Annotated in this window: 22 protein-coding genes; 12 read left to right on the plus strand and 10 right to left on the minus strand. The window is 59.3% G+C overall.

Annotated elements, in window-relative coordinates; all coding sequences use genetic code 11:
* Positions 1 to 6: 6 nt before the first annotated feature.
* Together ACOYW0_RS20395 and ACOYW0_RS20400 are read left to right on the plus strand one after the other, a co-directional pair.
* On the plus strand, positions 7 to 2,313 hold the full coding sequence (locus tag ACOYW0_RS20395; protein WP_482415612.1) for an ATP-binding protein: 2,307 nt from the start codon (positions 7 to 9) through the stop codon (positions 2,311 to 2,313).
* Entirely contained in the window at positions 2,310 to 2,975 is a 666-nt protein-coding gene (locus tag ACOYW0_RS20400) for a response regulator (RefSeq protein ID WP_482415613.1), read from the plus strand. The genes ACOYW0_RS20395 and ACOYW0_RS20400 overlap by 4 nt, the downstream gene beginning before the upstream one ends.
* A gap of 99 nt (positions 2,976 to 3,074) precedes the next feature.
* On the opposite strand, the gene ACOYW0_RS20405 is transcribed toward ACOYW0_RS20400, so the two are convergent.
* Together ACOYW0_RS20405 and dctP are read right to left on the minus strand one after the other, a co-directional pair.
* The gene (locus ACOYW0_RS20405) at positions 3,075 to 4,241 is read right to left on the minus strand and encodes an iron-containing alcohol dehydrogenase (RefSeq protein ID WP_482415614.1); all 1,167 of its coding nucleotides are present in this window, start codon (positions 4,239 to 4,241) and stop codon (positions 3,075 to 3,077) included.
* A gap of 305 nt (positions 4,242 to 4,546) precedes the next feature.
* Complete coding sequence (gene dctP, locus ACOYW0_RS20410; protein ID WP_482415615.1) at positions 4,547 to 5,644, minus strand: TRAP transporter substrate-binding protein DctP; 1,098 nt, start codon at positions 5,642 to 5,644, stop codon at positions 4,547 to 4,549.
* A 558-nt stretch (positions 5,645 to 6,202) separates the two neighbouring features.
* Between dctP and ACOYW0_RS20415 the strand changes: the two genes are divergently transcribed.
* Entirely contained in the window at positions 6,203 to 7,435 is a 1,233-nt protein-coding gene (locus ACOYW0_RS20415; protein WP_482415616.1) for a dicarboxylate/amino acid:cation symporter, read from the plus strand.
* 311 nt (positions 7,436 to 7,746) lie between these two features.
* Entirely contained in the window at positions 7,747 to 8,010 is a 264-nt protein-coding gene (locus ACOYW0_RS20420) for a hypothetical protein (RefSeq protein WP_482415617.1), read from the plus strand.
* Between the two features lie 112 nt (positions 8,011 to 8,122).
* On the opposite strand, the gene ACOYW0_RS20425 is transcribed toward ACOYW0_RS20420, so the two are convergent.
* From ACOYW0_RS20425 to ACOYW0_RS20440, 4 genes are all read right to left on the minus strand, one after another.
* On the minus strand, positions 8,123 to 8,872 hold the full coding sequence (locus tag ACOYW0_RS20425; RefSeq protein ID WP_482415618.1) for an amino acid ABC transporter ATP-binding protein: 750 nt from the start codon (positions 8,870 to 8,872) through the stop codon (positions 8,123 to 8,125).
* 16 nt (positions 8,873 to 8,888) lie between these two features.
* Positions 8,889 to 9,989 (minus strand): amino acid ABC transporter permease, encoded by a 1,101-nt coding sequence (locus tag ACOYW0_RS20430; protein ID WP_180143161.1) that lies wholly within the window; start codon positions 9,987 to 9,989, stop codon positions 8,889 to 8,891.
* A 131-nt stretch (positions 9,990 to 10,120) separates the two neighbouring features.
* Complete coding sequence (locus ACOYW0_RS20435; RefSeq protein ID WP_482415619.1) at positions 10,121 to 11,281, minus strand: amino acid ABC transporter permease; 1,161 nt, start codon at positions 11,279 to 11,281, stop codon at positions 10,121 to 10,123.
* Between the two features lie 242 nt (positions 11,282 to 11,523).
* On the minus strand, positions 11,524 to 12,543 hold the full coding sequence (locus ACOYW0_RS20440) for an amino acid ABC transporter substrate-binding protein (protein ID WP_482415620.1): 1,020 nt from the start codon (positions 12,541 to 12,543) through the stop codon (positions 11,524 to 11,526).
* A 497-nt stretch (positions 12,544 to 13,040) separates the two neighbouring features.
* Between ACOYW0_RS20440 and ACOYW0_RS20445 the strand changes: the two genes are divergently transcribed.
* Together ACOYW0_RS20445 and ACOYW0_RS20450 are read left to right on the plus strand one after the other, a co-directional pair.
* A complete protein-coding gene (locus tag ACOYW0_RS20445) occupies positions 13,041 to 13,535 on the plus strand; it encodes a GatB/YqeY domain-containing protein (protein ID WP_482415621.1) in 495 nt (164 codons plus the stop codon).
* A complete protein-coding gene (locus ACOYW0_RS20450) occupies positions 13,536 to 13,973 on the plus strand; it encodes a hypothetical protein (RefSeq protein ID WP_482415622.1) in 438 nt (145 codons plus the stop codon). It begins immediately after the preceding gene.
* A gap of 125 nt (positions 13,974 to 14,098) precedes the next feature.
* On the opposite strand, the gene ACOYW0_RS20455 is transcribed toward ACOYW0_RS20450, so the two are convergent.
* Complete coding sequence (locus ACOYW0_RS20455; protein WP_180143182.1) at positions 14,099 to 14,305, minus strand: SlyX family protein; 207 nt, start codon at positions 14,303 to 14,305, stop codon at positions 14,099 to 14,101.
* Between the two features lie 12 nt (positions 14,306 to 14,317).
* Positions 14,318 to 14,986, minus strand: coding sequence for a spermidine synthase (locus tag ACOYW0_RS20460; RefSeq protein WP_482415623.1), 669 nt, complete (start codon positions 14,984 to 14,986; stop codon positions 14,318 to 14,320).
* Between the two features lie 509 nt (positions 14,987 to 15,495).
* Here ACOYW0_RS20460 and ACOYW0_RS20465 point away from each other — a divergent pair.
* Positions 15,496 to 16,401: an SDR family oxidoreductase gene (locus ACOYW0_RS20465; RefSeq protein ID WP_482415624.1), complete on the plus strand. Its 906-nt coding sequence runs from the start codon at positions 15,496 to 15,498 to the stop codon at positions 16,399 to 16,401.
* Here the strand turns inward: ACOYW0_RS20465 and ACOYW0_RS20470 are convergent.
* A complete protein-coding gene (locus ACOYW0_RS20470) occupies positions 16,398 to 16,529 on the minus strand; it encodes a hypothetical protein (protein WP_482415625.1) in 132 nt (43 codons plus the stop codon). The two genes, ACOYW0_RS20465 and ACOYW0_RS20470, sit on opposite strands and share 4 nt — an antisense overlap.
* Before the next feature lie 332 nt (positions 16,530 to 16,861).
* On the opposite strand from ACOYW0_RS20470, the gene ACOYW0_RS20475 reads away from it, so the two are divergent.
* The 5 genes from ACOYW0_RS20475 to ACOYW0_RS20495 all read left to right on the plus strand — a co-directional run bounded on the left by ACOYW0_RS20475 (position 16,862) and on the right by ACOYW0_RS20495 (position 20,969).
* Entirely contained in the window at positions 16,862 to 17,206 is a 345-nt protein-coding gene (locus ACOYW0_RS20475) for a hypothetical protein (RefSeq protein ID WP_482415626.1), read from the plus strand.
* Positions 17,207 to 17,332: 126 nt separating this feature from the next.
* Positions 17,333 to 17,722 carry a hypothetical protein gene (locus tag ACOYW0_RS20480; RefSeq protein ID WP_482415627.1) on the plus strand — a complete coding sequence of 130 codons (390 nt, stop codon included), beginning with the start codon at positions 17,333 to 17,335 and terminating at the stop codon, positions 17,720 to 17,722.
* A 220-nt stretch (positions 17,723 to 17,942) separates the two neighbouring features.
* Positions 17,943 to 19,157, plus strand: coding sequence for an MFS transporter (locus ACOYW0_RS20485; protein WP_482415628.1), 1,215 nt, complete (start codon positions 17,943 to 17,945; stop codon positions 19,155 to 19,157).
* A gap of 127 nt (positions 19,158 to 19,284) precedes the next feature.
* Entirely contained in the window at positions 19,285 to 19,836 is a 552-nt protein-coding gene (locus ACOYW0_RS20490) for a hypothetical protein (RefSeq protein WP_482415629.1), read from the plus strand.
* A gap of 92 nt (positions 19,837 to 19,928) precedes the next feature.
* The gene (locus tag ACOYW0_RS20495) at positions 19,929 to 20,969 is read left to right on the plus strand and encodes a tetratricopeptide repeat protein (protein ID WP_482415630.1); all 1,041 of its coding nucleotides are present in this window, start codon (positions 19,929 to 19,931) and stop codon (positions 20,967 to 20,969) included.
* A gap of 99 nt (positions 20,970 to 21,068) precedes the next feature.
* Here ACOYW0_RS20495 and ACOYW0_RS20500 read toward each other — a convergent pair whose 3' ends face one another.
* Complete coding sequence (locus ACOYW0_RS20500) at positions 21,069 to 22,034, minus strand: HD-GYP domain-containing protein (protein ID WP_482415631.1); 966 nt, start codon at positions 22,032 to 22,034, stop codon at positions 21,069 to 21,071.
* Positions 22,035 to 22,138 lie beyond the last annotated feature (104 nt).

A 22,138-nucleotide genomic window follows, 5' to 3' on the forward strand; every position in this document is an offset into this window, starting at 1 on the left:
GCGGTCGTGTGTATCGTGTTGCCCGCGCCCCGAGCCGAGGCCCAGGAGCCTCCCCACAAGAACATCCTCATCCTGCACTCTTTTCACAAGGGGCACGTCTGGAATGACAGCATCTCACAGGGCATCGACGCCGGGCTGGCGCGTGCGGACGCTTCGTCCATGGTCCTCAGTGTCTATTACGAGTACATGGACGCCGAACGGTTTGGCAACGCAGGCCAGGCACGCCGCCTGGCCGATTTTTTAAGTCAGAAATACCGTCAAATACCCCTGGACGTGATCATCGCCACCGATGATTCGGCCTTCCGCTTTCTGTTGGATGAAAAAAAGAAGATATTTGCCGACACCCCGGTGGTTTTCTGCGGGGTGAACTACTTTGAAGAGTTCGAGATGTTCGGCCACGATCGCTTTACCGGGGTGGTGGAACGCATCGACATCCTGGAGACCGTCCGCACCGCCCTTCGCCTTCATCCCAGGACCCGGGAGATCCTGGTGGTGGTGGACCAGACCGACACCAGCATCGCCATCCTGAAAACCATCGTCACCTATTTCAAATTCATGGACGATCCGTCCCTTTTCCGTTTCATCCCGGCCATGAGTATAGAGGAACTCCAGGAGGAGGTGAGCCACCTGCCTGAAGACACGGTGGTCCTGTTTGTCAATTTCACCGTGGATCGTACCGGCCGGACCTTTTCCATGAAGGAGGGCCTCCGGCGGGTGGCCCGTGCCTCCAGTGCCCCCATCTACACCTTCTGGGACAACTACCTGGGGTACGGGGTGGTGGGGGGCATGATGGCCAGCGGCAGCGCCCACGGAGAGAAAGCCGCCGAAATTGCCCTGGGCCTGTTGTCCGGCACGTCGGTCCAGGCCGTGCCGGTGTTCAAGGAGAGCCTCAACCGCCATATGTTCGACTACACTCTCATGGAGCGGTTTCATATCAAAGAGGCCTCCCTTCCGGCAGGGACCGAGGTGATCAACGTACCCTTCTCCTTTTACAGCACCTACAAAGAGCTGGTGTGGGGCATTGTCCTGAGCATCGCCGGGCTGGGTATGGTCATCCTGGTGCTTGTGGTGAACACCTTTAAGCGGAAGAAGGTGGAGACCTCCCTGACCTATTACTCCAACCAGTTGCGCGTCTTGAACTCCATCGACCGTGCGGTGCTGGACGGGAGTTTTTCTTCGGAGACGGTGCAGGATGTGCTTCGGTATGTGCGGGACCTGTATGACTGTCGCTGGGCCTGTGTGGTCTCCTTTGATTTTGAGAGGGCACGGGCCACGGTGGTGGCTGTGGACACGGCCTCGGGGCACGGGGTGCCCGAGGGGAGCGCCTATCCCATCGGGGAGTTCCATTCCGATATCCTGGCCAGGGGGCGGCGCATGACCGTGGCCGGGGACGAGGCGGAAAAAAACGCCCTGCTTTCCGGTTTTCAGCAGTCGGAAGGGGGCACGGACGGGTATGTGAGCGTGCCCCTCATGGCCAACGAGGAGCTCATCGGGGCCCTGAACCTCTGCCGGTTCGACCAGCCCGGCCTGCCCATCGAGAACCTGGATATCGTCAAGGAGGTGGCCACGTCCCTTGCCGTGGCCATCCAGAGCGTGAATCTCATGGAGGCCACCCTGCGGCACGGCCACGAGCTGGAGCGGCTTTCGGCCAAGGTGTTTGAGATGCAGGAGACCACCTGCCGCAAGATCTCCTTTGAGCTCCACGACGAGATCGGCCAGGCCCTCACCGCCGCTACATTGAACCTTGCGGCCATGAAGAAGATGATCGCTTCAGGGGTCGGTGCCAACCTCACCGGGCTCCTGTCAGACACAGAAGAGATCGTCAACCGCCTGTATGAGCAGGCACACGATCTCTCCATCAACCTCTGGCCCCCCATGCTGCGGGATTTTGGTCTGGGGCCCACCTTAAGGTGGTATCTGAGCCGCATCGGGGAGAAGGTGGATATCCCTCTGATCCTTGACGCCCCGGACTTTTCGGAGCGGCCCTCCGAGGAGATCGAAGCCGCCGTCTACAGGCTGGCCCAGGAGGCCCTGAACAATATCGTCAAACATGCCCGGGCCACCCGGGTGACCATCTCTTTGAAGCGCCGCACCGACGGGATGATCGTCTTTACGGTGGAGGATGACGGGGTGGGGTTCGAGCCTGAGGCCGTGGCCTCCGGGGGAGACATGAATCACAAACTGGGGCTTCTGGGCATGCGCGAACGCATCGCCTTTCTGGGGGGACGGTTCACGCTGTGGTCCAGCCCGGGCCAGGGGACCTCCATCACCACGGAGATTCCGTGGAAGGCAAAGAAGGAAGAGACAACATGAGCAACATCAAGGTGCTGGTGGCCGAAGACCATACCATCGTCCGCAAAGGGCTCTGCGCCCTGCTTCATGCGGAGCCCGACATCGAGGTGGTGGGGGAGGCGGAGAACGGCCGGGAGGCCGTAAAGATGGTGGAGCAGCTCGTCCCGGATGTGGTGCTCATGGACATTACCATGCCGGAGCTCAACGGCATGGACGCCACGCGCCAGCTGAAAAAGAAGTTTCCGGAGCTGAAGATCCTGATCCTCTCCATGCACACCAGCGAGGAGTACATCTTTGAGACCCTCCGGGCCGGGGCCTCCGGGTACCTGGTAAAGCGGTCGGCCACCACCGATCTTATCCAGGCCATCCATGTGGCCCATAATGGGGAGTCCTACCTGAGCCCGGACATTTCGAGCAAGGTGATCACCTACTACGTGAAGCAGAAGGAGGGTGGGGGAGCCGCCGAACCCGAGGGCCTCGACAAGCTTTCGGACCGGGAGCGGGAGGTGCTCCAGCTCATCGCCGAGGGCCACGCCAACCGGGACATCGCCGAGCAGCTCTTCATCAGCCCCAAGACCGTGGAGGCCCATCGCGCCAATATTCAGAGAAAACTCAAGATCTCGGGTACGGCTGAGCTGACCAAGTACGCCATTATCAAGGGGCTTGTGGAACTGGGCCTGTAACAGATTCTGGGGAGGGGATAAGGGAAGGCGCGCCGCACGATGGTGTGGCGCGCCTCCGGGGCAGGGCCTCCGGCAGTGATGCCGGAGGCTTTTTTGCGTCTAAAGGGCCGCAGTGTAGATCCCGACGACGTCCTCAAGGGTGGGGCGCCTGGGGTTGGTGACACCGCAGGCGTCTTTCTGGGCGTTCCCCGCCATGATGGGCAGGTCCTCTTTTTTAACCCCAAGCACGGTGAGGTTTTCGGGGATGCCGATGTCCCGTGAGAGGGTCTGGATGGCGGTCAGGGCGGTTTCGGCCGCCTCGCGGGTGGAGAGGCCCTCCACGTTTTCCCCCATGGCAATGGCAATATCCACGTAGCGATCGAGCCTTGCGATGAGGTTGAATCGGGAAACATGGGGCAGCAGGATGGCGTTGCACACCCCGTGGGGCAGGTCGTAGTACCCGCCGAGCTGATGGGCCATGGCGTGGACATGGCCCAGGCTGGCGTTGTTGAAGGCCATGCCCGCCAGGTATTCGGCGTAGGCCATTTTGTCCCGCGCCTCGATGTCCTCGCCGTTGGCAACGGCCGGGCGGAGATAGTCGGAGATCAGCTCGATGGCCTTGAGGGCGCAGGCATCGGTGACGGGGGTGGCGATGGTGGAGACGTAGGCCTCCACCGCATGGGTGAGGGCGTCCATGCCTGTTGCCGCGGTGAGGGACGAGGGCATGCCCACCATGAGGAGGGGGTCGTTGATGGCGATGGCCGGGGTCACGCGCCAGTCCACAATGGCCATCTTCACCTTCCGCGAGGTGTCGGTGATGATGCAGAACCGGGTCATCTCGCTGGCTGTTCCGGCCGTGGTGTTGATGGCGATGAAGGGGGGCATGGCCTGGGTGGACTGATCCACCCCTTCGTAATCGTGGATGGTTCCGCCGTTGGTGGCCACGATGCCGATACCTTTGCCGCAGTCGTGGGGGCTGCCCCCGCCCAGGGTGATGATCATGTCGCAGCCGCTCTCCTTGAAGAGGGCCACGCCGTCTGCCACGTTCTTGTCCGTGGGGTTCGGCACGGTGTCGTCAAAGAGAACGACCTCGGAGCCGGTCTCGGTTTTGATGAGGTCCGTGATCTGCGCCGTAAGACCGGCGTCGGTGATGCCCTTGTCCGTGACCAGCAGGGGCTTTTTGGCGCCCAGGGTTTTGATCTGTTCTCCGAGTTGCTTATGGGAGCCTACGCCCATGAGGGTGACGGTGGGAATATAAAATCCGTAGACAGCATCTGATTGTGCCATGATGGATACTCCTTTGCGTGTGTAATGATGGCAGTTGGTTTTTTGACCACGCCTAGCGTGGTGATGTGTTGTACTGCAAAAGCAGGGCCGAAGTCTGGGTGTTTTTGCCCTGGTGGCCCTGGATTTGGCGCTGATTTTACACAACAGCGTGAATTCGCAGGGAACAGGCGTTTGAAAAAAATGTGGGCGTCGGTGGCGTTCAGAAGGGTGCGGGGTGGGAGCGGAAGAGGGGCTGTATCATTATGACCCGATTGGATCCGGGCAGTGGGACAGTTTGATACGGCCGGGGGAACCTGGCCTCTTCCTTACAGGGCTTCGGCGTCCTTTGCCATGCCTTCGGCCACAATGGACTGGATTTTTTCAAGTATGCGTCTGGCCTCCATTTTCGGCATCAGGGGGCTGACCTCCTTGACCCAGAGCTGCTTGATTTTGATCACCTCGGGGAGCTTCAGCCAGGTGTCCACCTCTTCTTTTGAGGCAAAGGCGACCGAACAGCCGGACGCTCTCTGGGCTGCCACCGTTTCATCAAGCATGGGCTTATAGAGCGTGGCAAAGTGGCGTTTGGAGTTGGCCGAGGCCGTGAGGATGATCTCCTGGAGCTCTTGGGGCAAGCGATTCCACGTGTCGATGTTGATGGTAACATGGAAGGGGACGGGGTTCCAGAATTCTTTGAATACCAGGATGTTGGGTGCCACCGTGTCGAGGCCTACGCGGTGGATGGCGTCGATGTTGGTGTAGATGCCTTCCAGGGCATTGGTCTTCAGGGCCATGTAGGTATCTGCCCAGGGCAGGGAGACGGGGACGGCGCCGACACCTTCCAGAACCTTGAGAAGCCAGCGGCTGGATGCCCGGACTCTGCGGTTCCTGAAATCGCTGAGGGAAGAGACGGGCTCGGTAAAGGCCCCTGCAATGGGAAGCACGGAGTAGGTGTAGACAATTTTCTGGCGGTATTTCAGAAATTCGGCGTTGAGTTGGGGGATGTTGTCGTAGATGGTGTCGTAGACCCACATGCGGTTGGTGTAATCGGCAGGTCCCTGCTGGAACAGGGTAATGGCGCCGTTGACCACCAGGCGGCCGGGGTAATAGTTGATGTTGACGTGCCCCATGTCCACGGTGCCGTCTTTGACCCCTTCCAGGATCTCTTTGTCTTTGAGGTAGGATTGTTCCCAGAAGACCCGGATGTGGATTTTTCCCCGGCCCAGGCGTTCCACTTCATCCACAAAGGCTTTTTCTGCCATGCCGCGCAGACCCACCGGGGCGGTGTTGGTGGCGTAGGTCAGGGTGACGGCCCCTTCCCCGAAGCTGGGGAAAGGGCGCCCCAGGGCCACGGCGAGCAGGATGAGGATACCCGTCGCGACCTGTGTTGTCGTTGGCTTTTTGGCGGTGAAAAAAAGAGGCTTCATCGTTACGGCTCCATGTGGTGGTCATAAACACCCGGCGTCCCACGACCGGGCATTTACTATAGTAGATCCGTATTGTCATCACACCTTCTTTTTCAGGCCCACGGCTGATTTCTATTCCACGGACCCTCAAGGTAGGGGAAATCCACCCCGGGTGTCCATTGGGGAAACCCCTAAAAAGGTTGAGAGATTCCCCTATTTTGCTGATAATATAGATTTTTTATCAAGTTCATCAGTTTTTGCTTGCAATCATTCTCCATTCGGATAATGATTTTTCATGTCATCGCATTTTCCATCCCACTGCGCATCCGAATAGTTCCCACGCGCCTTTGCAGGCGCTTCGATGCGAACCGGGCCTGCCAGGGCTCCGTCAGTTACCGGACGGGCCTTTGAAGCAGGCTCCCTGATTTATTCTATCCCACACGTCAAAGAGTTCGTGCCTGAACAGCCCGTCGGCGTTGCCGGTTTGATGCCGGTGCTTGGGTTCGGGTACGGGGTTCGGCCTGCACCGCCGAACGTATCCTGTCGCTTCGCGATGCACTACACTTAGGAGATGAAGACGTGAAATTGAAATTGTATCACAAGATTATCATTGGTCTGGTTGCCGGTTTCTTTGCCGGGATCCTGTTGGGAGACAAAGCTGAATACCTCAAGCCCATCGGGGATATCTTCATTCGATGCCTGCGGCTCATCGTGGTTCCCCTGATCCTGTCCACCCTGGTCACCGGCGTGACCAGCGCCGGGGACCCCAAGAAGATCGGTTCCCTGGGCATCAAGACCGTGACCTACTTCATCGTGACCACCTTTTTTGCCGTTGTCATCGGCCTGGTTGTGGCCAACGGCTTTCAGCCGGGCGCAGGCCTCGCCCTGGGCGAGGTGAGTGAGATCGCAAGGCCCGACAAGGTCTCTCCCATGCAGATGATCGTCAACATGGTTCCCCTGAACCCTGCAGAGGCCCTGGCCAAGGGCAACGTTCTCCAGATCATTATCTTTGCCCTGCTTTTCGGTGGCGCCCTCTCCCTTGCCGGTGACAAGGGCAAGCCCGTGGCCGATTTTTTCGCGGCCCTTGCCGAGGTGATGTTCAAACTCTCCGACATCGTGATCCGCATGGCCCCTTACGGGGTGTTTGCCCTTATTGCCTGGACCTCTGGCAAGTTCGGCCTGGCCATCCTCATGCCCATGGGCAAGCTCATCGTGGCCACCTTGATTGCCAGCGTTCTCCACGTGCTCATTGTCTACACCGGAGCCGTCAAGTTCCTGGCCCGTGTCAGCCCCATCCACTACTTTAAAAAAGTTTTCGAGCCCGCCCTGGTGGGCCTGAGTACCTGCAGCGCGGCCGCGGCCTTCCCCTTTACCATGCGTGCCCAGAAGCAGCTCGGTGTCCCCGAGCGTGTCTCCGGGTTTACCCTGCCCATGGCCCTGACCATCAACATGGACGGCACCGCCTTGTACCAGGCCGTTGGCGCCGTGTTTGTGGCCAATATCTACGGGGTGGATCTCACCATTGCCCAGCAGGCGACCATCGTCATGACCGCGGTGCTGGCCTCCATCGGCACGGCCAGTATCCCGGGCGGCGGCCTCATCATGCTGACCCTGGTCCTTGAATCCGTGGGGCTTCCCCTGGAAGGCATCGCCATTGTGGCGGGCATCGACCGAATCCTCGACATGTTCCGCACCACCACCAACATCTTCGGGGACAACTCCTCCGGTCTTGTTGTGGCAGCCCTTGAAAAGGACCTGGACCGTGAGATCGCGTCCACGCCCCTGAGTGACATGGAGATCGAGGAAGTCTGATAACGGATTCTGATTTCCGGGGTTTCCCAAAAAGCCCTTCGGTGCATGCCGCCGAAGGGCTTTTTTTATGGGGGCTTTTGCTTTGCTTTTACAGCGTCTATCTTTCCGGGTTTATGGTATAATAACACCGTAAGACCACACGCCGTCACATGCTTCATCCGGTCCTGCTTTGTTGACTGGGCTTCTCTCCTTTTTTCATGCTCCTTTCCCACAGGTTTCGACCCTTTGTGTGGCCATGAACCGTTCACCGGCCTTTCGGGCGGGCCCTTCGCCCTCCGGAGAGGCCGAATGACGACCCGAAAGGAGGGCACATGTACAACAGCAAACAAATTTGCGACAGGATCCGCAGCTTTTACCCGGATTCCGGTGAATGCGACAAAGACCTGCGCATCACCTACAACAAGGAGGAGCATGCCTGGCTTGTGGAGGCTTCGGGGTGGAAACGGCCCATGAAGACCTATGTGGAAGAAGCGGACGTGGATGCCTGTCTGTCTCGCGGCCATTGTGTGGGGCTGAGTTTTCAGGTGGGACAGATGCGGGCAAACGCCGGGGGCGGAAACATCGACGAATCCTGATACCGGGCCTTTTTGGCATGTCGGGGAAGAGACGGTGGGTGGATCTGAGTGCGGGCCATGACCCCGGACGCAGGATGCCCGGTGAAGGGAGTCCTGCGTCCTTTGGGTCACATTAATGTGACTGTGTCAGGATCTGGCTGAGGAAGAGCTGGGTGCGGTCGTAGGTGGGGTTGGTGAAGAACTCCTGTGGGGGCGCTTCCTCGATGATCTCCCCTGCGTCCATGAAGATGACCCGGTCGGCCACGGTGCGGGCAAACCCCATTTCGTGGGTGACGCAGACCATGGTCATGCCCTCTTCGGCCAACTCGGTCATGACGTCCAGAACCTCCTTGATCATCTCCGGGTCCAGGGCGCTGGTGGGCTCGTCAAAGAGCATGATACGCGGGTTCATGCACAGGGCCCGCGCAATGGCGGCACGCTGCTGCTGGCCGCCGGAGAGTTGGCCGGGGTACTTGTGGGCCTGGGAATCGATATGGACCCGGGCCAGAAAGTCCATGGCCATTTTTTTTGCCTCTTTTTCCGGCATCTGCCGCACCCAGGTGGGGGCCAGGGTGAGGTTCTCCAGAATGGTGAGGTGGGGAAAGAGGTTGAACCCCTGAAAGACCATGCCGACGTTTTTTCGGATATCGGTGACGTTTTTCAGGTCCCGGGTGAGCTCGGTGCCCTCCACGGTGATGGTGCCCTGCTGGTGTTCTTCCAGGCGGTTGATGCACCGGATCAGGGTGGATTTGCCGGACCCCGAGGGGCCGCAGATGACGATGCGCTCTCCCTTGTGGACGCTCAGGTTGATGTGCTTGAGCACGTGGAAGTGGCCGTACCACTTGTTGAGGTCGTTGATCTCGATGACGACGGGTTGAGTCATGGTAAAAGCCCCTTTGCTACCAGGCGTTGTGTTTTTCAATGGATCGTCCGTACCGGCTGATGGAAAAGCAGATCACCCAGTAGACCAGGGCGCAGAAGACGTAAGCTTCGGCTTCGTAACCGAGCCAGTCCGGGTCCTGGGTGGAGGCTTTGATCATGCCGAGAAAATCGAGCAGGCCCACGATGATGACCAGGGAGGTGTCCTTGAACAGGGCCACGCAGCGCCCGATGATGGACGGGATGACGTGGTGAAGGGCCTGGGGCAGGACGATGAGGCGGGTGGCCTGCCACTTTGTGAGCCCTGTGGAGAGGGCCGCTTCCATCTGGCCGGGGGGAATGGCCTGGAGGCCGCCCCGGATCACTTCGGCGATGTAAGCCGACGAAAAGAGGATCACCCCGATCTGTACCCGGAGCAGGTTGTTGATGGTCACGCCTTCCGGGAGAAAGAGGGGGAGCATCACCGAGGCCATGAAGAGGATGGTGATGAGGGGAACCCCCCGGATGAGTTCGATGAGTCCCACGCACAGGGCTTTCACTCCGGCCATTTCGGAGCGTCGCCCCAGGGCCAGGAGCATGCCCAGGGGAAGGGAGATGAGGATCCCCACCACGGCCAGGCCCATGCTGAGCATGAGGCCGCCCCAGAGGGACTGGTCCACAGATGTCAGGCCCATGCCCCCGTTGATGATCCAGAAGACGGGCAGGGGCAGGGAGAACCAGAGGATGGCCAGGGTACGGGCGCTCACCAGGCGGAAGAGGGTAAGGATCACAACGCCCATGAGAAGCACGAAGGAGGCCACAGGTCTCCAGATATACTCCCCGGGATAAATGCCCACCATGAGCACGCGGAATTTTTCCACCACAAAGGCCCAGCAGGCCCCTTCCCGTGCCGCGCCGCAGGCGGCTTTCGTCACCCAGGACGCTTTGAATATCGCCCAGGAGAGAAGGGCGGGGACGGTGTTAAAGAGCAGGAGAAGGGCCAGGATGGTCAGGACCGTGTTGAGTTTGCCGTTGAACAGGTTCTGACGGATCCAGCCGATGGGCCCGGCCACGTCCAGTGGCGGCGCCTCCGCCGGTCTCGGGGTGAATGTTTTTATCGGTTCAGCTTCTGCGGGTATCATAATCACCACTTCTTTGTTTCTTAAACATGCACATAAACGCGCATTGACAAGTTGGGGCCCGGGGCATTTTTTCCTTAGCCCTTAGCCCTTAGCCCTTAGCCCTTAGCCCTTCAGCCATTAGCCTTTAACCCTTATCTCCCAATCAACTGCACTCTCGCGTTGAGCCAGTTCATGAACAGGGAGATGACCAGGTTGATGCACAGGTAGACGGACATCCACATGACGATGATCTCAATGGCCTGGTCGTTCTGGCCGATGACGGTGCCGCCTACGGAGACCATGTCCGGGTAGCCGATGGCCACGGCAAGGGAGCTGTTTTTCACGAGGCTGGCGTAATCGTTGGTGGTGGCGGGGATGGTAACCCGCAGGGCCTGGGGCAGGATGACCCGGCGCATGATAAGGCCTTCGGGCAGGCCCAGGGCGTGGGCTGCGTCAAGCTGGCCTCTGGCCACGGACTGAATGCCGCTGCGGACGTTTTCTGCGATAAAGGCGGCGGTATAGAGGACCAGACCGATGACCAGGGCGCAGAACTCCGGTCGGATGACGGAGCCTCCCCTGAAGTTGAAACCCTTGAGCACCGGCATCTCCAGGCTGGCCGGCAGGCCCAGGAGCAGGGCGGCCACAAGGGGCAGGCCAAAGGTCAGGGCCAGGCCGATGCGGACGGAGGGCAGGGCGCGGCCTGTCTCTTTGCGCCTTTTCGTAGCCTTTCGGTGGACGATGACCGAGGCGATAAGGCCCAGGGCAAAGGCTGCGGGGATGAGCCAGAAGCCGCTCTCCGGAATGAGCTTGGGAAAGTAGATCCCCCGGTTGTTGAGGAAAAATCCCATTCCCCAGTGAAGGCTTTGCCTGGGGGATGGAAGGGCCGCAAGGACCACCCCGTAGGTGAAAAAGAGGATCAGCAGCAGGGGGATGTTGCGAAGCACCTCCACGTAGATCTCGGCGAGCCGCGCCACGAGCCAGTTGCCGGATACCCGTGCCACGCCCACCACCACGCCGATGAGGGTGGCCAGCACGATGCTGACGGCGGAGACATACAGGGTGTTGAGGACCCCGATGAAGAAGGCGTAGCCGTAAGTGTCGGCCGGAGTGTAGGGCAACAGGGCGTCGCTGATGGGCATGCCCGCTTCGTAGGAGAGGAATCCGAAGCCGGAGGCGATGTTCCGGGACGCGAGGTTGGCCTGTGTGTTCACAAAAAGCATATGGCAGAACCAGAGAATCCCCCCCATGACAAGGATCTGTATGAGGATAGTCCGGCCCTGCGCTTTGGACAGGGAAAGCAGTGGTTGTTTCATGAAAATGACATCTTTGTACGCTGGTGGTGATAACGATGGACGGGTAACGGAGAGCCCGGCTCTTCCGAAACCTGCAAGCCTCCGATGAACCGACACCGGAGGCTTGGGTGGTCAAGGGCTTGTCTTTGCCTTGACCCTGGGGCCGGGACAGGTCGGCAAGGGCCGGAAAAGGGAAAAACCCTTCACCGGCCCTTGATTTCTGTCGCGGACGCTGCGTTGTCAGGTGCAGATGCGCACCGGACTTATCGGATGGGCATGGCGTACTGCAGCCCGCCTCGCAGCCAGAGGTTGTTCACGCCCCTGGGGATGTCCAGGGGGGTACCGGGGCCGAAGTGGCGGTTGTAGATCTCGCCGTAGTTGCCCACGGCTTTGATGGCGCGGACCAGCCACTCTTTGTCGAGGCCGAGGTAGCTGCCCGTGTCCCCGGAGGTGCCCAGCATGCGCTTGACAACGGGGTTCTGGGAGGTGGCCTTGATCTTGTCCACGTTGGCGGCGGTGATGCCGTTCTCTTCGGCGGCCACAAGGCCGTTGATGACCCAGGTCACGATGTCTTTCCACTGGTTGTCCCCGTGGCGGACCAGGGGAGCCAGGGGCTCTTTGGAGATGACCTCAGGCAGGATGGAGTGGGCCTTGGGGTCTTTTAAGGTGGAGCGCAGGGAGGCCAGCTGGCTGATGTCGGTTGTGAAGCAGTCGCAGCGGCCGGAGGCGTAAGCGTTGAGAGCTTCCTTTTTGCCGTCGAAGACCACGGCTTCCACCTTGATGCCGTTGGCGCGGGCAAAGTCGGCGAGGTTCAGTTCGGTGGTGGTGCCTGCGGTGACGCAGACCGATGCGCCGTCAAGCTCCCGGGCGGACCTGACGCCGAGTTTGTTGGGGATCAGAAAACCCTGGCCGTCGTAGAAGACGACGTGGGTGAAGTCCACGCCCTGTTTGCCGTCCCGCTTGAGGGTCCAGGTGGTGGTGCGACTGGTCAGGTCCACCTGACCGGAGGAGACTGCCACGATTTTCTGCTTGGAAGCCAGGGGCACGAATTTGACCTTGGTGGGGTCCCCCAGGACAGCTGCGGCTACGGCACGGGCCATGTCCACGTCAAAGCCCACCCAGGTGCCGGTGGAGTCGGGAATGGAGAAGCCGGGAACGCCTTCGCTGATGCCGCAGGTCAAGATGCCTTTGGCTTTCACATCTTCCAGGGTGCCTGCGAACACGGAGGCCGACATCATCAGAACAAAAGAAATGATCGAAAAGAGTAGAGCTGTTTTTTTCATAACACGATCCCCAATAAGTGAATAAATAGTTCGAACCTGACACCGATAGTAGATATGGGAACAGCCCCTTAAATTCAATCCTAAATTAGGTTTTGAGTCATAATGTTCCTTTAAAAGCCGGGGAAGTGCGCTTGATGTTCCTTGAAAGGGAAGGTGCTTGGCGTGCCATTGGCGGCTCTGTTCGGGAGTACTGACTAGTTGTTCCGGTAATGCAAATGAGGGCGGGATCATGTGTGGAAGTCCGGGCCGTTTGTACGGGCCGTGAACCATTTTCATGTTCACGAAAACCAAAAAATAGGGTAAAGAGTTTAGACTGTCGAAGATTCCCAAGCAAACCGAAACAGCCGTTGGTGCGGCCCTGCTTCGTGCGGGGTGCATGCATAAAATAGCGGCCCCCTGTGTCGCAGGAGGGGTGTTTTGCGGGGCGTCATAACCAATCCATCCTCATTAGGTAGGGTGCCTCACTTCGGTGAGGAAGAGAAGAATGCAGGTGTGAAATGGCTGACTACGATAAGTCTCCGTATGGCTGGAGTGAGGGCGACGGTGTCTCCCTCTACAACAAGATCAAAGAAGATCTCAAGACAGCTATGAAAACAAAGGACACCGCTGCCCGGGACACGTTCCGTCTGATTATGGGGGAGTTCCCCAAGCTGACGGTTGCCATCACCCTTGAGAGTGGCAAGAAGACCACCCGGGTGAAGAATCCCGATGAGATCACCGACGAGGACCTCCAAAACATCATCCGCAGCCTTGTGAAGTCGGAGAAGACGGTGCTGGAGGTCAAAGGTGAGGCCACCTCGGCCTACCTTGAGCTTCTTCAGAGATACCTTCCCCGCATGGCCGATGAGGCCGAAATCAAGGCATGGATCGACGCCAACGTCGATTTTTCGTCCCTGAAAAGCCCCATGCAGGCCATGGGTCAGGTGATGAAGCATTTCGGCAAGCTGGCCGACGGCAATCAGGTAAAGGAGATTCTCAAGGAGATGTGCTAAATGAGAGAAAAGGTCACAGAGGTGATGCAGCGGATTGCCTTTCTGGAGAAGGACCTGGATCTCCAGAAGCACATCCTGCGTGCCTTGCCTGCCGATGAAGAGGCCCAGGGCCGGGAGGTCCTTTCGGCCATTGCCGAGATCAAGGGGAAGATTGATGCCTGTCGCCAGGAGATCAAGGCCCTGGATCCCGAGGAATACGATCGCATGATTCGGTTTGAGGGGGCTGCTGCGGCGTTTAAAAAGGCCGCCGAGGGTCGTGAGTTTGTCTCCGTCATCGATCTCAACACCCACGTGGAATGCCGTATCGAGACCGTGGATGGCTCGTCCATCGATTGCCTGGTCAAGGCCCGCGACACCACCGGAGAGTGGCTCATCATGACCGTGGACGGCGACGTCATGACCCTGGGGGCGGACCAGGTTCCGGAAGAAGGGGCCTAAGCCGGTTTTTTGGAGCACACGAATCGGGCGTCACCGACGGATTTGCCGGTGACGCCCATTGACGATGCCGTGGTGCGCGCCGCCATCGGGGGGCGGTGCCGTATGGAATCCGTCTGTGCGGGCCTTTAGTAATGGGGCGGCTTCTCGTTGGAAGGGGCGCGCTCCATGCGGGTGTCTGCGATCTGCGACACCTTGTCCAGAAGAAACTCCACCGCGTTTTTAAGCCGGTCGATCTCCCGCTGCTGCTCAATGACCACGCTGTTGAGCTCGTCAATGGTGTGCTCCTGAAAGGCCAGTTTGGTCTCGATGTCCATCAACCGATCTTCACTCATGATCGCCCCCTTTCATTTTGAGTTTTTTGCAAACCATAAGGTATGTTTCCCGCCTCGTTTGAGCCGTGCCTTGACGCGGATTTCCTCCACGGCAAGGCCGCACCCTTTGAGTCGCTTGGTAAAAACCGGGTCGGCGTGGGCCGACCAGACCCCCAGCACACCACCGGGAACCAGATGCCGTTTAGCAGAGAGAATCCCTGCTTTGCTGTAAAGGCTGTCGTTTTCGCTTCGGGTGAGGCCGTCCGGGCCGTTGTCCACGTCAAGGAGGATGGCGCCCCATGGCCCTTTTTCTTTGATGGCGTCAGCCACATCTCCCACAAACACAGAGGCCCGTGGATCGTTTAAGGGGTGTCCGGCCAGGTGGCCGTAATGGTTCCGGTTCCAGTCCACCACCTCGGGCACCAGTTCCGCCACGGTGACGGAGGCATCTTTTCCCGCGTGGTCCAGGGCCGCACGCAGGGTGTAGCCCATGCCGAGGCCACCCACGAGAATCCGGCATCCGTCGCAGGCGCCAAGGCGGTTTATGGCCTCCCGGGCCAGGACCTCCTCGGAACCGTGTGCACGGCTGTTCATCAGTTCGTATCCGTCGGTGCGGATGGAGAACTCATCCTGCCGCCTTGTCAACCGAAGGGTGTCGCCCCCCGGTACGTCAGCCTCTCCCAGAAACTCCCAGGGAATCATTGTACGTGTCCTTTGTCTTCCTGCCTGCGGTGTGGCGCAATGGCGGGAAATAAAACCAATTACGGTAAAAATAGCCTTCGGCCATGGGTGACGGGCCTTCCGGCCTCTGTGGTGTTTCATCCGGGATGTCAGGATATCACAGGGACGGGGTCAGGAAAACAACCTCAAGAAGGTGTCGCCCACTGCCATGGGCTTCGGGCAAAGGTCTTCTTTTACAGGGAGGCGGCAAAAATGACAAATGATTTCATGGGACGCACGGTTTGCGTGCCCTGTTTTTGTGGCCTGGGGGCCTGATTCCGGAAGAATGCCTGAAACGTACCCTGTATATTCACCTTGACAAGCGGATCGGTTCACCCCTAGTCTTGACATGGCTCTCCCCTTCTCCTGCAACCTGTGTTTCGCAGACCTCTTCACCAGCCTTCTCCCGCCGGACTCGCTCCGGTAACAGCCCGTCTTCCAGCTTCAATGACAATCATGGACCCCTTTTTTGCGATGATAAGGAGACGTGTATGGACAAGATCCGTTTTGACGACCAGGTGGTGGTGATCACCGGGGCCGGCTCCGGCATCGGTCGGGCCTATGCCCATGCCTTTGCTTCCCGGGGAGCCCGGGTGGTGGTCAATGACCTCGGAGGAAACCGGGACGGCACGGGAAAGGCGCATGAAGCCGCAGACAAAGTGGTGAGCGAATTGGCGCAGTACGGGGGCGAGGCCGTTGCAAACTACGATTCGGTGGCCAGCGCCCGTGGCGGCGAACGGATCATCGCCACGGCCGAGGACGCCTTCGGCCGGGTGGACGTCCTTGTGAACAACGCGGGCGTTTTACGGGACAAGAGCCTTTTGAAGATGACCGAGGAAGACTGGGAGCTTGTGGTGGATGTCCACCTCAAGGGGGCCTTTTGCGTGACGCGCCCTGCCTTTGCCCTGATGAAAAAGAACGGGTACGGCCGGATCATCAACACCACCTCGGGCTCGGGTCTTTACGGCAACTTCGGTCAGTCCGCCTACATGGCGGCCAAGATGGGGGTGGTGGGGTTGATGCACAGCGTGGTGGCCGAAGGGAGCAAGCACAACATTCTCTGCAACGCCATTTCTCCGGTGGCGGCATCCCGCATGACCGACGACGTGATGCCCCCCGAGATCCTTACCAAGCTGAAGCCCGAGTTCATCGCCCCCTTGGTGCTCTACCTGGCCTCCCAGGAGAACCGGGAGACGGGGATGATTTTTAACTGCGCGGCGGGCTGGTTCAGCCGCACCGCCATCTGCTGTGCCCCGGGGCTCTGTCTCGGCGATGCGGAGCGTCCCATCACCCCGGAAGAGATCCACGCCAACTGGGAAGGCATCACCTCCCTTGAGAATGCCGCTCCCCTAAACTCCGTGGTGGATTCGTTCCGGTTCATGGCATCCCTTTTTTAAAATACGACCTCCAGGATGAGATTGGCGAAGCCCTCGTTGTCCCGGACCTTGTACCCGGCCTCCACCGGCCGCACGACAATGACGCTGCCGTCCGGGGAAGGAGCCGCAGAGCCCGGATAGTTCACCAATCTTTGATTTCTTTACAGCAACCTTTCGTAATAATAGTCTATAACTTCGATTGGTCGTTTTCTCGTAGAATATCCGGGCCAGGGCTCCGAGTTTGACACCCCGCACAGGTCGGGGTATACTGATTTCATGGAATAACGCAGTGTTCTGTCCCATCTCCGGCGATTTCGGTACCGGATTTCCTTCCCATGTTTTTCTCCTTGCCCCTTCCGCATCAGGTCTCATTGGTTTCCCCTTAATACAGACGAACGATGCTTGTTGATTCACCGGGAACACTGGATGATCAATGCCTCGGAAACGCCCGGCAAGGGCGCGATCCGATCCAGGGGGTGCCATGGAAGATATGTATACGATCCAAGATGAAAAACGGGTGGTCACGTTAAAGGGGCGACGTTCCGGAAGCGAGCGTCGCAACACGGGCTCGGAACCTCAGGCCAGTGAGGCGCCGGCAGATCGCAGAAAGGGGCTTGAGAGGCGACATCGGCGGGTGCTCTCCTCCAGGGAGGTCCTGTTCGAGCGCATCAGCAGCCTCACCAACGGCATTGCCCTCCTGGCCGTGGGGCTCTTTTTTCTCCTTACCGGGCTCACCTTTCTGCCCGTGGTCGGGCTCTTTGTGGGTGGCTACATCATCTACAAGAGCTTTGCCGTCATGGCCGAGGTGCTGCACAAGGTGCAGTAGGGGGCACGGTGTCGGAGGGCTTTTCCCTTGAAGGAGAGCCTTCGGTCTCGTATGTAGGGGAGGGCAGCCTGAAACGTGGGGTTCAAGGCCGCCCGCCAACCCCAACCGAGAGACGTGAGACTTTCCGTGAACCCAGAAAAAAATCAGGGATCCTTCCTGATCCGAGTGGCTTTTTTTTTCCTTTTTCTCCTCTTTTTCATGGTGATCCATTCCGTGGGCTCCGTGTGTGTCGCCCTTGCGCCCGTTCCCAAGGTGGTGCGTCTGGTGCTGCACATGGCAGGGGAGGTGGTGAACCTCGTTTTTTTTGCCTTCAGCCTCTTTTTTGCCCGGGAGGCCGGCATCGTTTTTGTTCAGGTGCGGTGCTTCTTTTTTGAGGCCATGGGTGTGGCGTTCAAGCGAAGCTTCCGGCTCCTGCCGTTTGTCAACGCCCGGGAACCGCTTTCCGGGAAGCCACATCCCATGGATTCCACCGAGGTGCCGGTGAATACCCTGAGCAGCCGGACACGCTTTGATTGATGCCTGTCTGCGGGAACCGGTGCCATAGAAAATCCCGGCGGCAGCCGTCATGAATCTCCTTGAAATCAGCACGGGAATCGACTACACCTTCCCTTCACCTGCCCCACAGGCCCGGGCTTTTGTTTGCCGGCGCCGGGAACCGTGGGAGCCGCCCGGGGGATGAGCCGCCGGACATGCATGCCCGAAAGGGGAAAAGGTTGGTCTGGCGATGCGCCGTGATGTGAAATCAAATATTGTCAAACTCTATGTGATCAAGATCTCCAAGTGGCTGATGCTCACCGTGCCCATTGTGTTTCTCTTTTACCGGGAGAACGGGCTGGGCACCCGGGACCTTTTTCTGCTCAAGGCGGCATACTCCTTTGCCGTGGTGCTGATGGAGATTCCCTCGGGATACTTCGGGGATATCTGGGGGCGTAAGGTCTCTTTGGTCATCGGCAGCGTCATGGGGGCCGTTGGTTTCGGCCTGTACAGCGTGTCTTCCGGGTTTTGGGGTTTCCTTGCCTGCGAGATGATCCTCGGGGTGGGCCAGAGCTTTATCTCGGGGTCGGATTCCGCCCTTCTTTACGACACCCTGGAAGAGCAGGAGCTGGGCAATACCTACCTGAAAGAAGAGGGGCGCCTGGTCTCCATCGGCAACTACGCCGAAGCCATCGCCGCTCCCATCGGGGTTGGGCTTGCAGCCTTAAGCCTTCGGACTCCTTTTTATTTCCAGGCAGTGGTGGCCTTTTCCGCGGTGCCCGCGTCCCTGCTCCTTTTTGAGCCCCAGCGGCGACGGGTCATCCAAAAGGGAAATTTTACCCAGATTTTTCAGATCATCCGCTATGCACTGACCCGGAACACGGGCCTTAAGTGGCGCATCGTCTATTCGTCCGTCATCGGTACGGCCACCCTCACCATGGCCTGGCTGATCCAGCCCTATTTCGTGCACCTGTCCGTTCCCCTGGCCCTCTACGGGCTGTTTCTCCCTGCCCTGAACCTGACCACCGGCTTTGTCTCCATGCACGCGTGGAAGGTGGAGGCCCGGCTGGGGCGGGATCGTACCGTTCTGCTCATCGCCTTTTGCATCGGGTCAGGCTATCTTTGCCTCAGTCTGTTCTCCACCATCTGGGCCGTGGCGTTTCTTTACCTTTTTTATATGGTCCGCGGGGTGGCCACCCCGGTGCTTCGAAACTACATCAACGAGTCCACCCCTTCGGAGATCCGGGCCACGGTCCTCTCCATCCGAAGCCTCATCATTCGCCTCTCCTTTGTGGCCGTGGGGCCGTTTCTGGGATGGTATGCCGATGGGTACGGTATGTCCGCTACTCTGCTGGTGGGCGGGACGGTGTTTCTTGTCGCCGGGCTCTGGACAGGCCTGCAGCTCCGCAAGGAGGCCCCGGGCAACGCCGTTGAGCCCTTTCTTTCCGATGACGGTGTGCTGCCGCCGTCCCGGTGAACGAGACGATTTGCACGGCCTCGGAAAAAGGGTGGAGTGATCTTGGTCATACCGTTTTTGGTCGAAATGAGTTATAAAAAATGGTCTTATTTTTATGAATGAAACATGAGGAAAGGTCTTCCCCCCCATGGAATCACAGAAATTGACCGGTATCGCCATTCGACTCCTGGCCCTTTTCTATGCCGTCAAAGCATTTTTCGCCATTCCCGGTGTCGTGGGCAATTACTTTATGTCTAAGGATGCCCTGCGGATGCTCCCCGGAGACGAGGCCTTTGCCATGGCCGCCCGGGTGAGTGCCTTTGCCCAGCTCAATGCGTTTCTGCCCTTTGTGATGCTTCTTTTTTCAGGGGTGCTCCTCGCCAAGGCAGATACCCTGGCGCAGGTCTTCAACCCCGTGCCCTTTGAGCTGCCGTCGGCCCCTGAAGTCACCCCCGCGGCCCTGGTGAAGGGGGCCTTGTTTCTCCTGGGGCTCGTGGGTATCGGCTTCTCCTTTCATTACCTGGCGGCCTTTGGATCCACCTGGGCGGTGTACGGAAGCAAGGTGGCTCTTTTGGAGACCTCGGCCAAGGTTCGCCTCTGGTCCGGGTGCGTGACCGGAGGGCTTTATCTGGCCTGCGGCGTGGGACTGCTCCGGTATGCAGGGGTTATTGCGCGCCGGGTGTTTCCCGTGGGCACATGAGTCGGTCTCCGTGGCAGGGCCGACGTGGCAAGGTTATTCAATACGGTAGGTTCCCTTTGACCCAAGGGATGATGACGAAAACGAGGGTGTGTATGAAAAAACGACGAATTCTGCTGATCTGTGTTCTGTGCCTTTTCTGGGCCCATGGGAGCCTGGCTGGCACCCCGGCACCGGCGGACAAGGATGGCTTTCCCGGCGGGTACAGCCAGGAACGGTTCCTCACGGACAAAGCCAAGGCGGATAAAGGCGATGCCGGGGCTCAGTTCGTGATGGGCTACCTTTACCATCGCCAGGTGGTTGATTTTGTGAAGGCAGACAGCTCCAAAGCGTTTGCCTGGTACCAGAAAGCCGCCCTTCAGGGGCACCTCCAGGCCTGTCAGATGCTGGGCCTCATGTACCAGAAAGGGGACGGCACCAAGGCAGACCCGGAAGCGGCCAAGCGCTACTATCAGTATGCCGCGGATCGTGGGCTGGCCGAAGCCCGCTACGGCCTGGGCCTGCTCTACGCCGAAGGGGTGGGTGTTCCCCGTGACGAGGAGCTGGCGATTTTCTGGTTCAAAAAGGCGTCCCGGCAGAATTTTTCCCCGGCCTGTGTTGCCCTCGGCGTGATGTACGCAGGGGGACGGGGCGTGAGCAAGAACATGGAGGCGGCCTTCAATTGGTTTCTGCGATCGGCGGAGCTCGGCAACAGCGAAGGCATGTTGAGGGTGGCGGGAATGTACCGCACCGGCATCGGGGTTCCCCAGGACATCGGGATTGCCATCCGCTGGCTGGAGGAGGCCCTCAAGGTGAAGACCCGCTCCTCCCTGCTTGCAACCAACGATTTGGCCTGGATTCTGGCCACCTGCCCGGACGTGACCTACCGGGACAGCAAGCGGGCCTTGAAACTTGCCGAACACCTCGTGGCATCGGGCGCGACCCAGCCCAGCGCCCTGGACACCCTGGCCGCGGCCTACGCCGCCAACGGCATGTACGAAAAAGCCATCCATGTTCAGGAGGATGCCATCAAGAAGCTCGATGAAACCGGTGAAAAGGAGCTGGAGGCCCCCTTGCGGGAGCGGCTGGAGCTTTACAAGGCGGGAAAAGCCTGGGTGGAACCGCTGAAAAATGTGACCCAGGCGGAAAAAAAGTAACGGGAAGGCCAGACAATCGCGGCCCTGTTTTCACTGAGGCCATGCAAAAGCCCCGGGTTCATCGAACCCGGGGCTTTGTTGTTTTCTGGGGCGGTGGGCTTACAGCGCCAGCTTTTCTTCCTGAAAGTCCGTGAACTCCAGGACAATGTCCTGAAAGGCCTGCTCGGCGGCCAGGAAGGCATCCACCACCTCGGGGGCAAACTGGGTGCCGCGTCCCCCCTTGATGATCTCCACGGCCACCCCGTGGGAGAAGGCCGGCTTGTAGCTCCGGTAGGTCACCAGGGCGTCGTAAACGTCTGCCAGGGCCATGAGGCGTGCGGCAATGGGGATCTCTTCTCCGGTGAGACCGTCGGGGTAGCCGCTGCCGTCCCAGCGTTCGTGGTGGCATCCGGTGATGTCGCAGGCAATGTCCAGAAAGGGGGCCGACAGGCCCAGGAGAGTCTGTGCGTTGCGAAGGGCATCGCGTCCGTGGAGTGTGTGGCGCTTGACCCGCTCGTACTCCTCATCGGTGAGTTTGCCGGGTTTGAGGAGCAGGCTGTCCGAGACCCCGGCCTTGCCCAGGTCGTGCAGGGGCGCGGCCCGGAACATCATCTCAATGGTGTCCGGGGTCAGGATCTCCCTGTAGCCGGCGGTCTGGCTCAGCTCCTGGGCCAAGACCTTGACGAAGCGGGAGGTGCGCCGGATGTGATTGACGGATTCGTTGTTCCGCGTTTCCGCAAGGGACCCCATGGCCAGGAGAACGACGTCCCTGACGGCGGTGAGTTCGCGGATCCCTTCGGGGGCCTCCTGGGCCGGTGACTCTTCAAGGGACCTGAGGACGAGGACCGGGACGTTTTGGTCGGCCCCGCTGTTTTTGAGTTGCTGGCTGATCTCCCTGGCCTCGGCATCGGCCGAGCGGGTGTCCAGGAGGATCAGGTCCGGGGGGGCGGCGGACCCCGCGAGCTGCAGTGCCGCCTCACTGGATGTGACGGTGCGGGTGGTGCATGTGTCCTTGAGTAACCCCAGGAGCCGCTGGGTGGTTTCGGGCATGTCATCAACAATCAACACGGTTTTTTTCTCCATCATGGCGTGTCCTCCCGGGAAAGGATTGATGCGTTAAAAAAACAACCTGTGCGTGAGATCGTCTTGCGACAACTTTGATAATATCATTCTGAATTCAAAGGATAAAG

The sequence above is a fragment of the Desulfoluna sp. HI9BLuna genome (assembly GCF_056829775.1).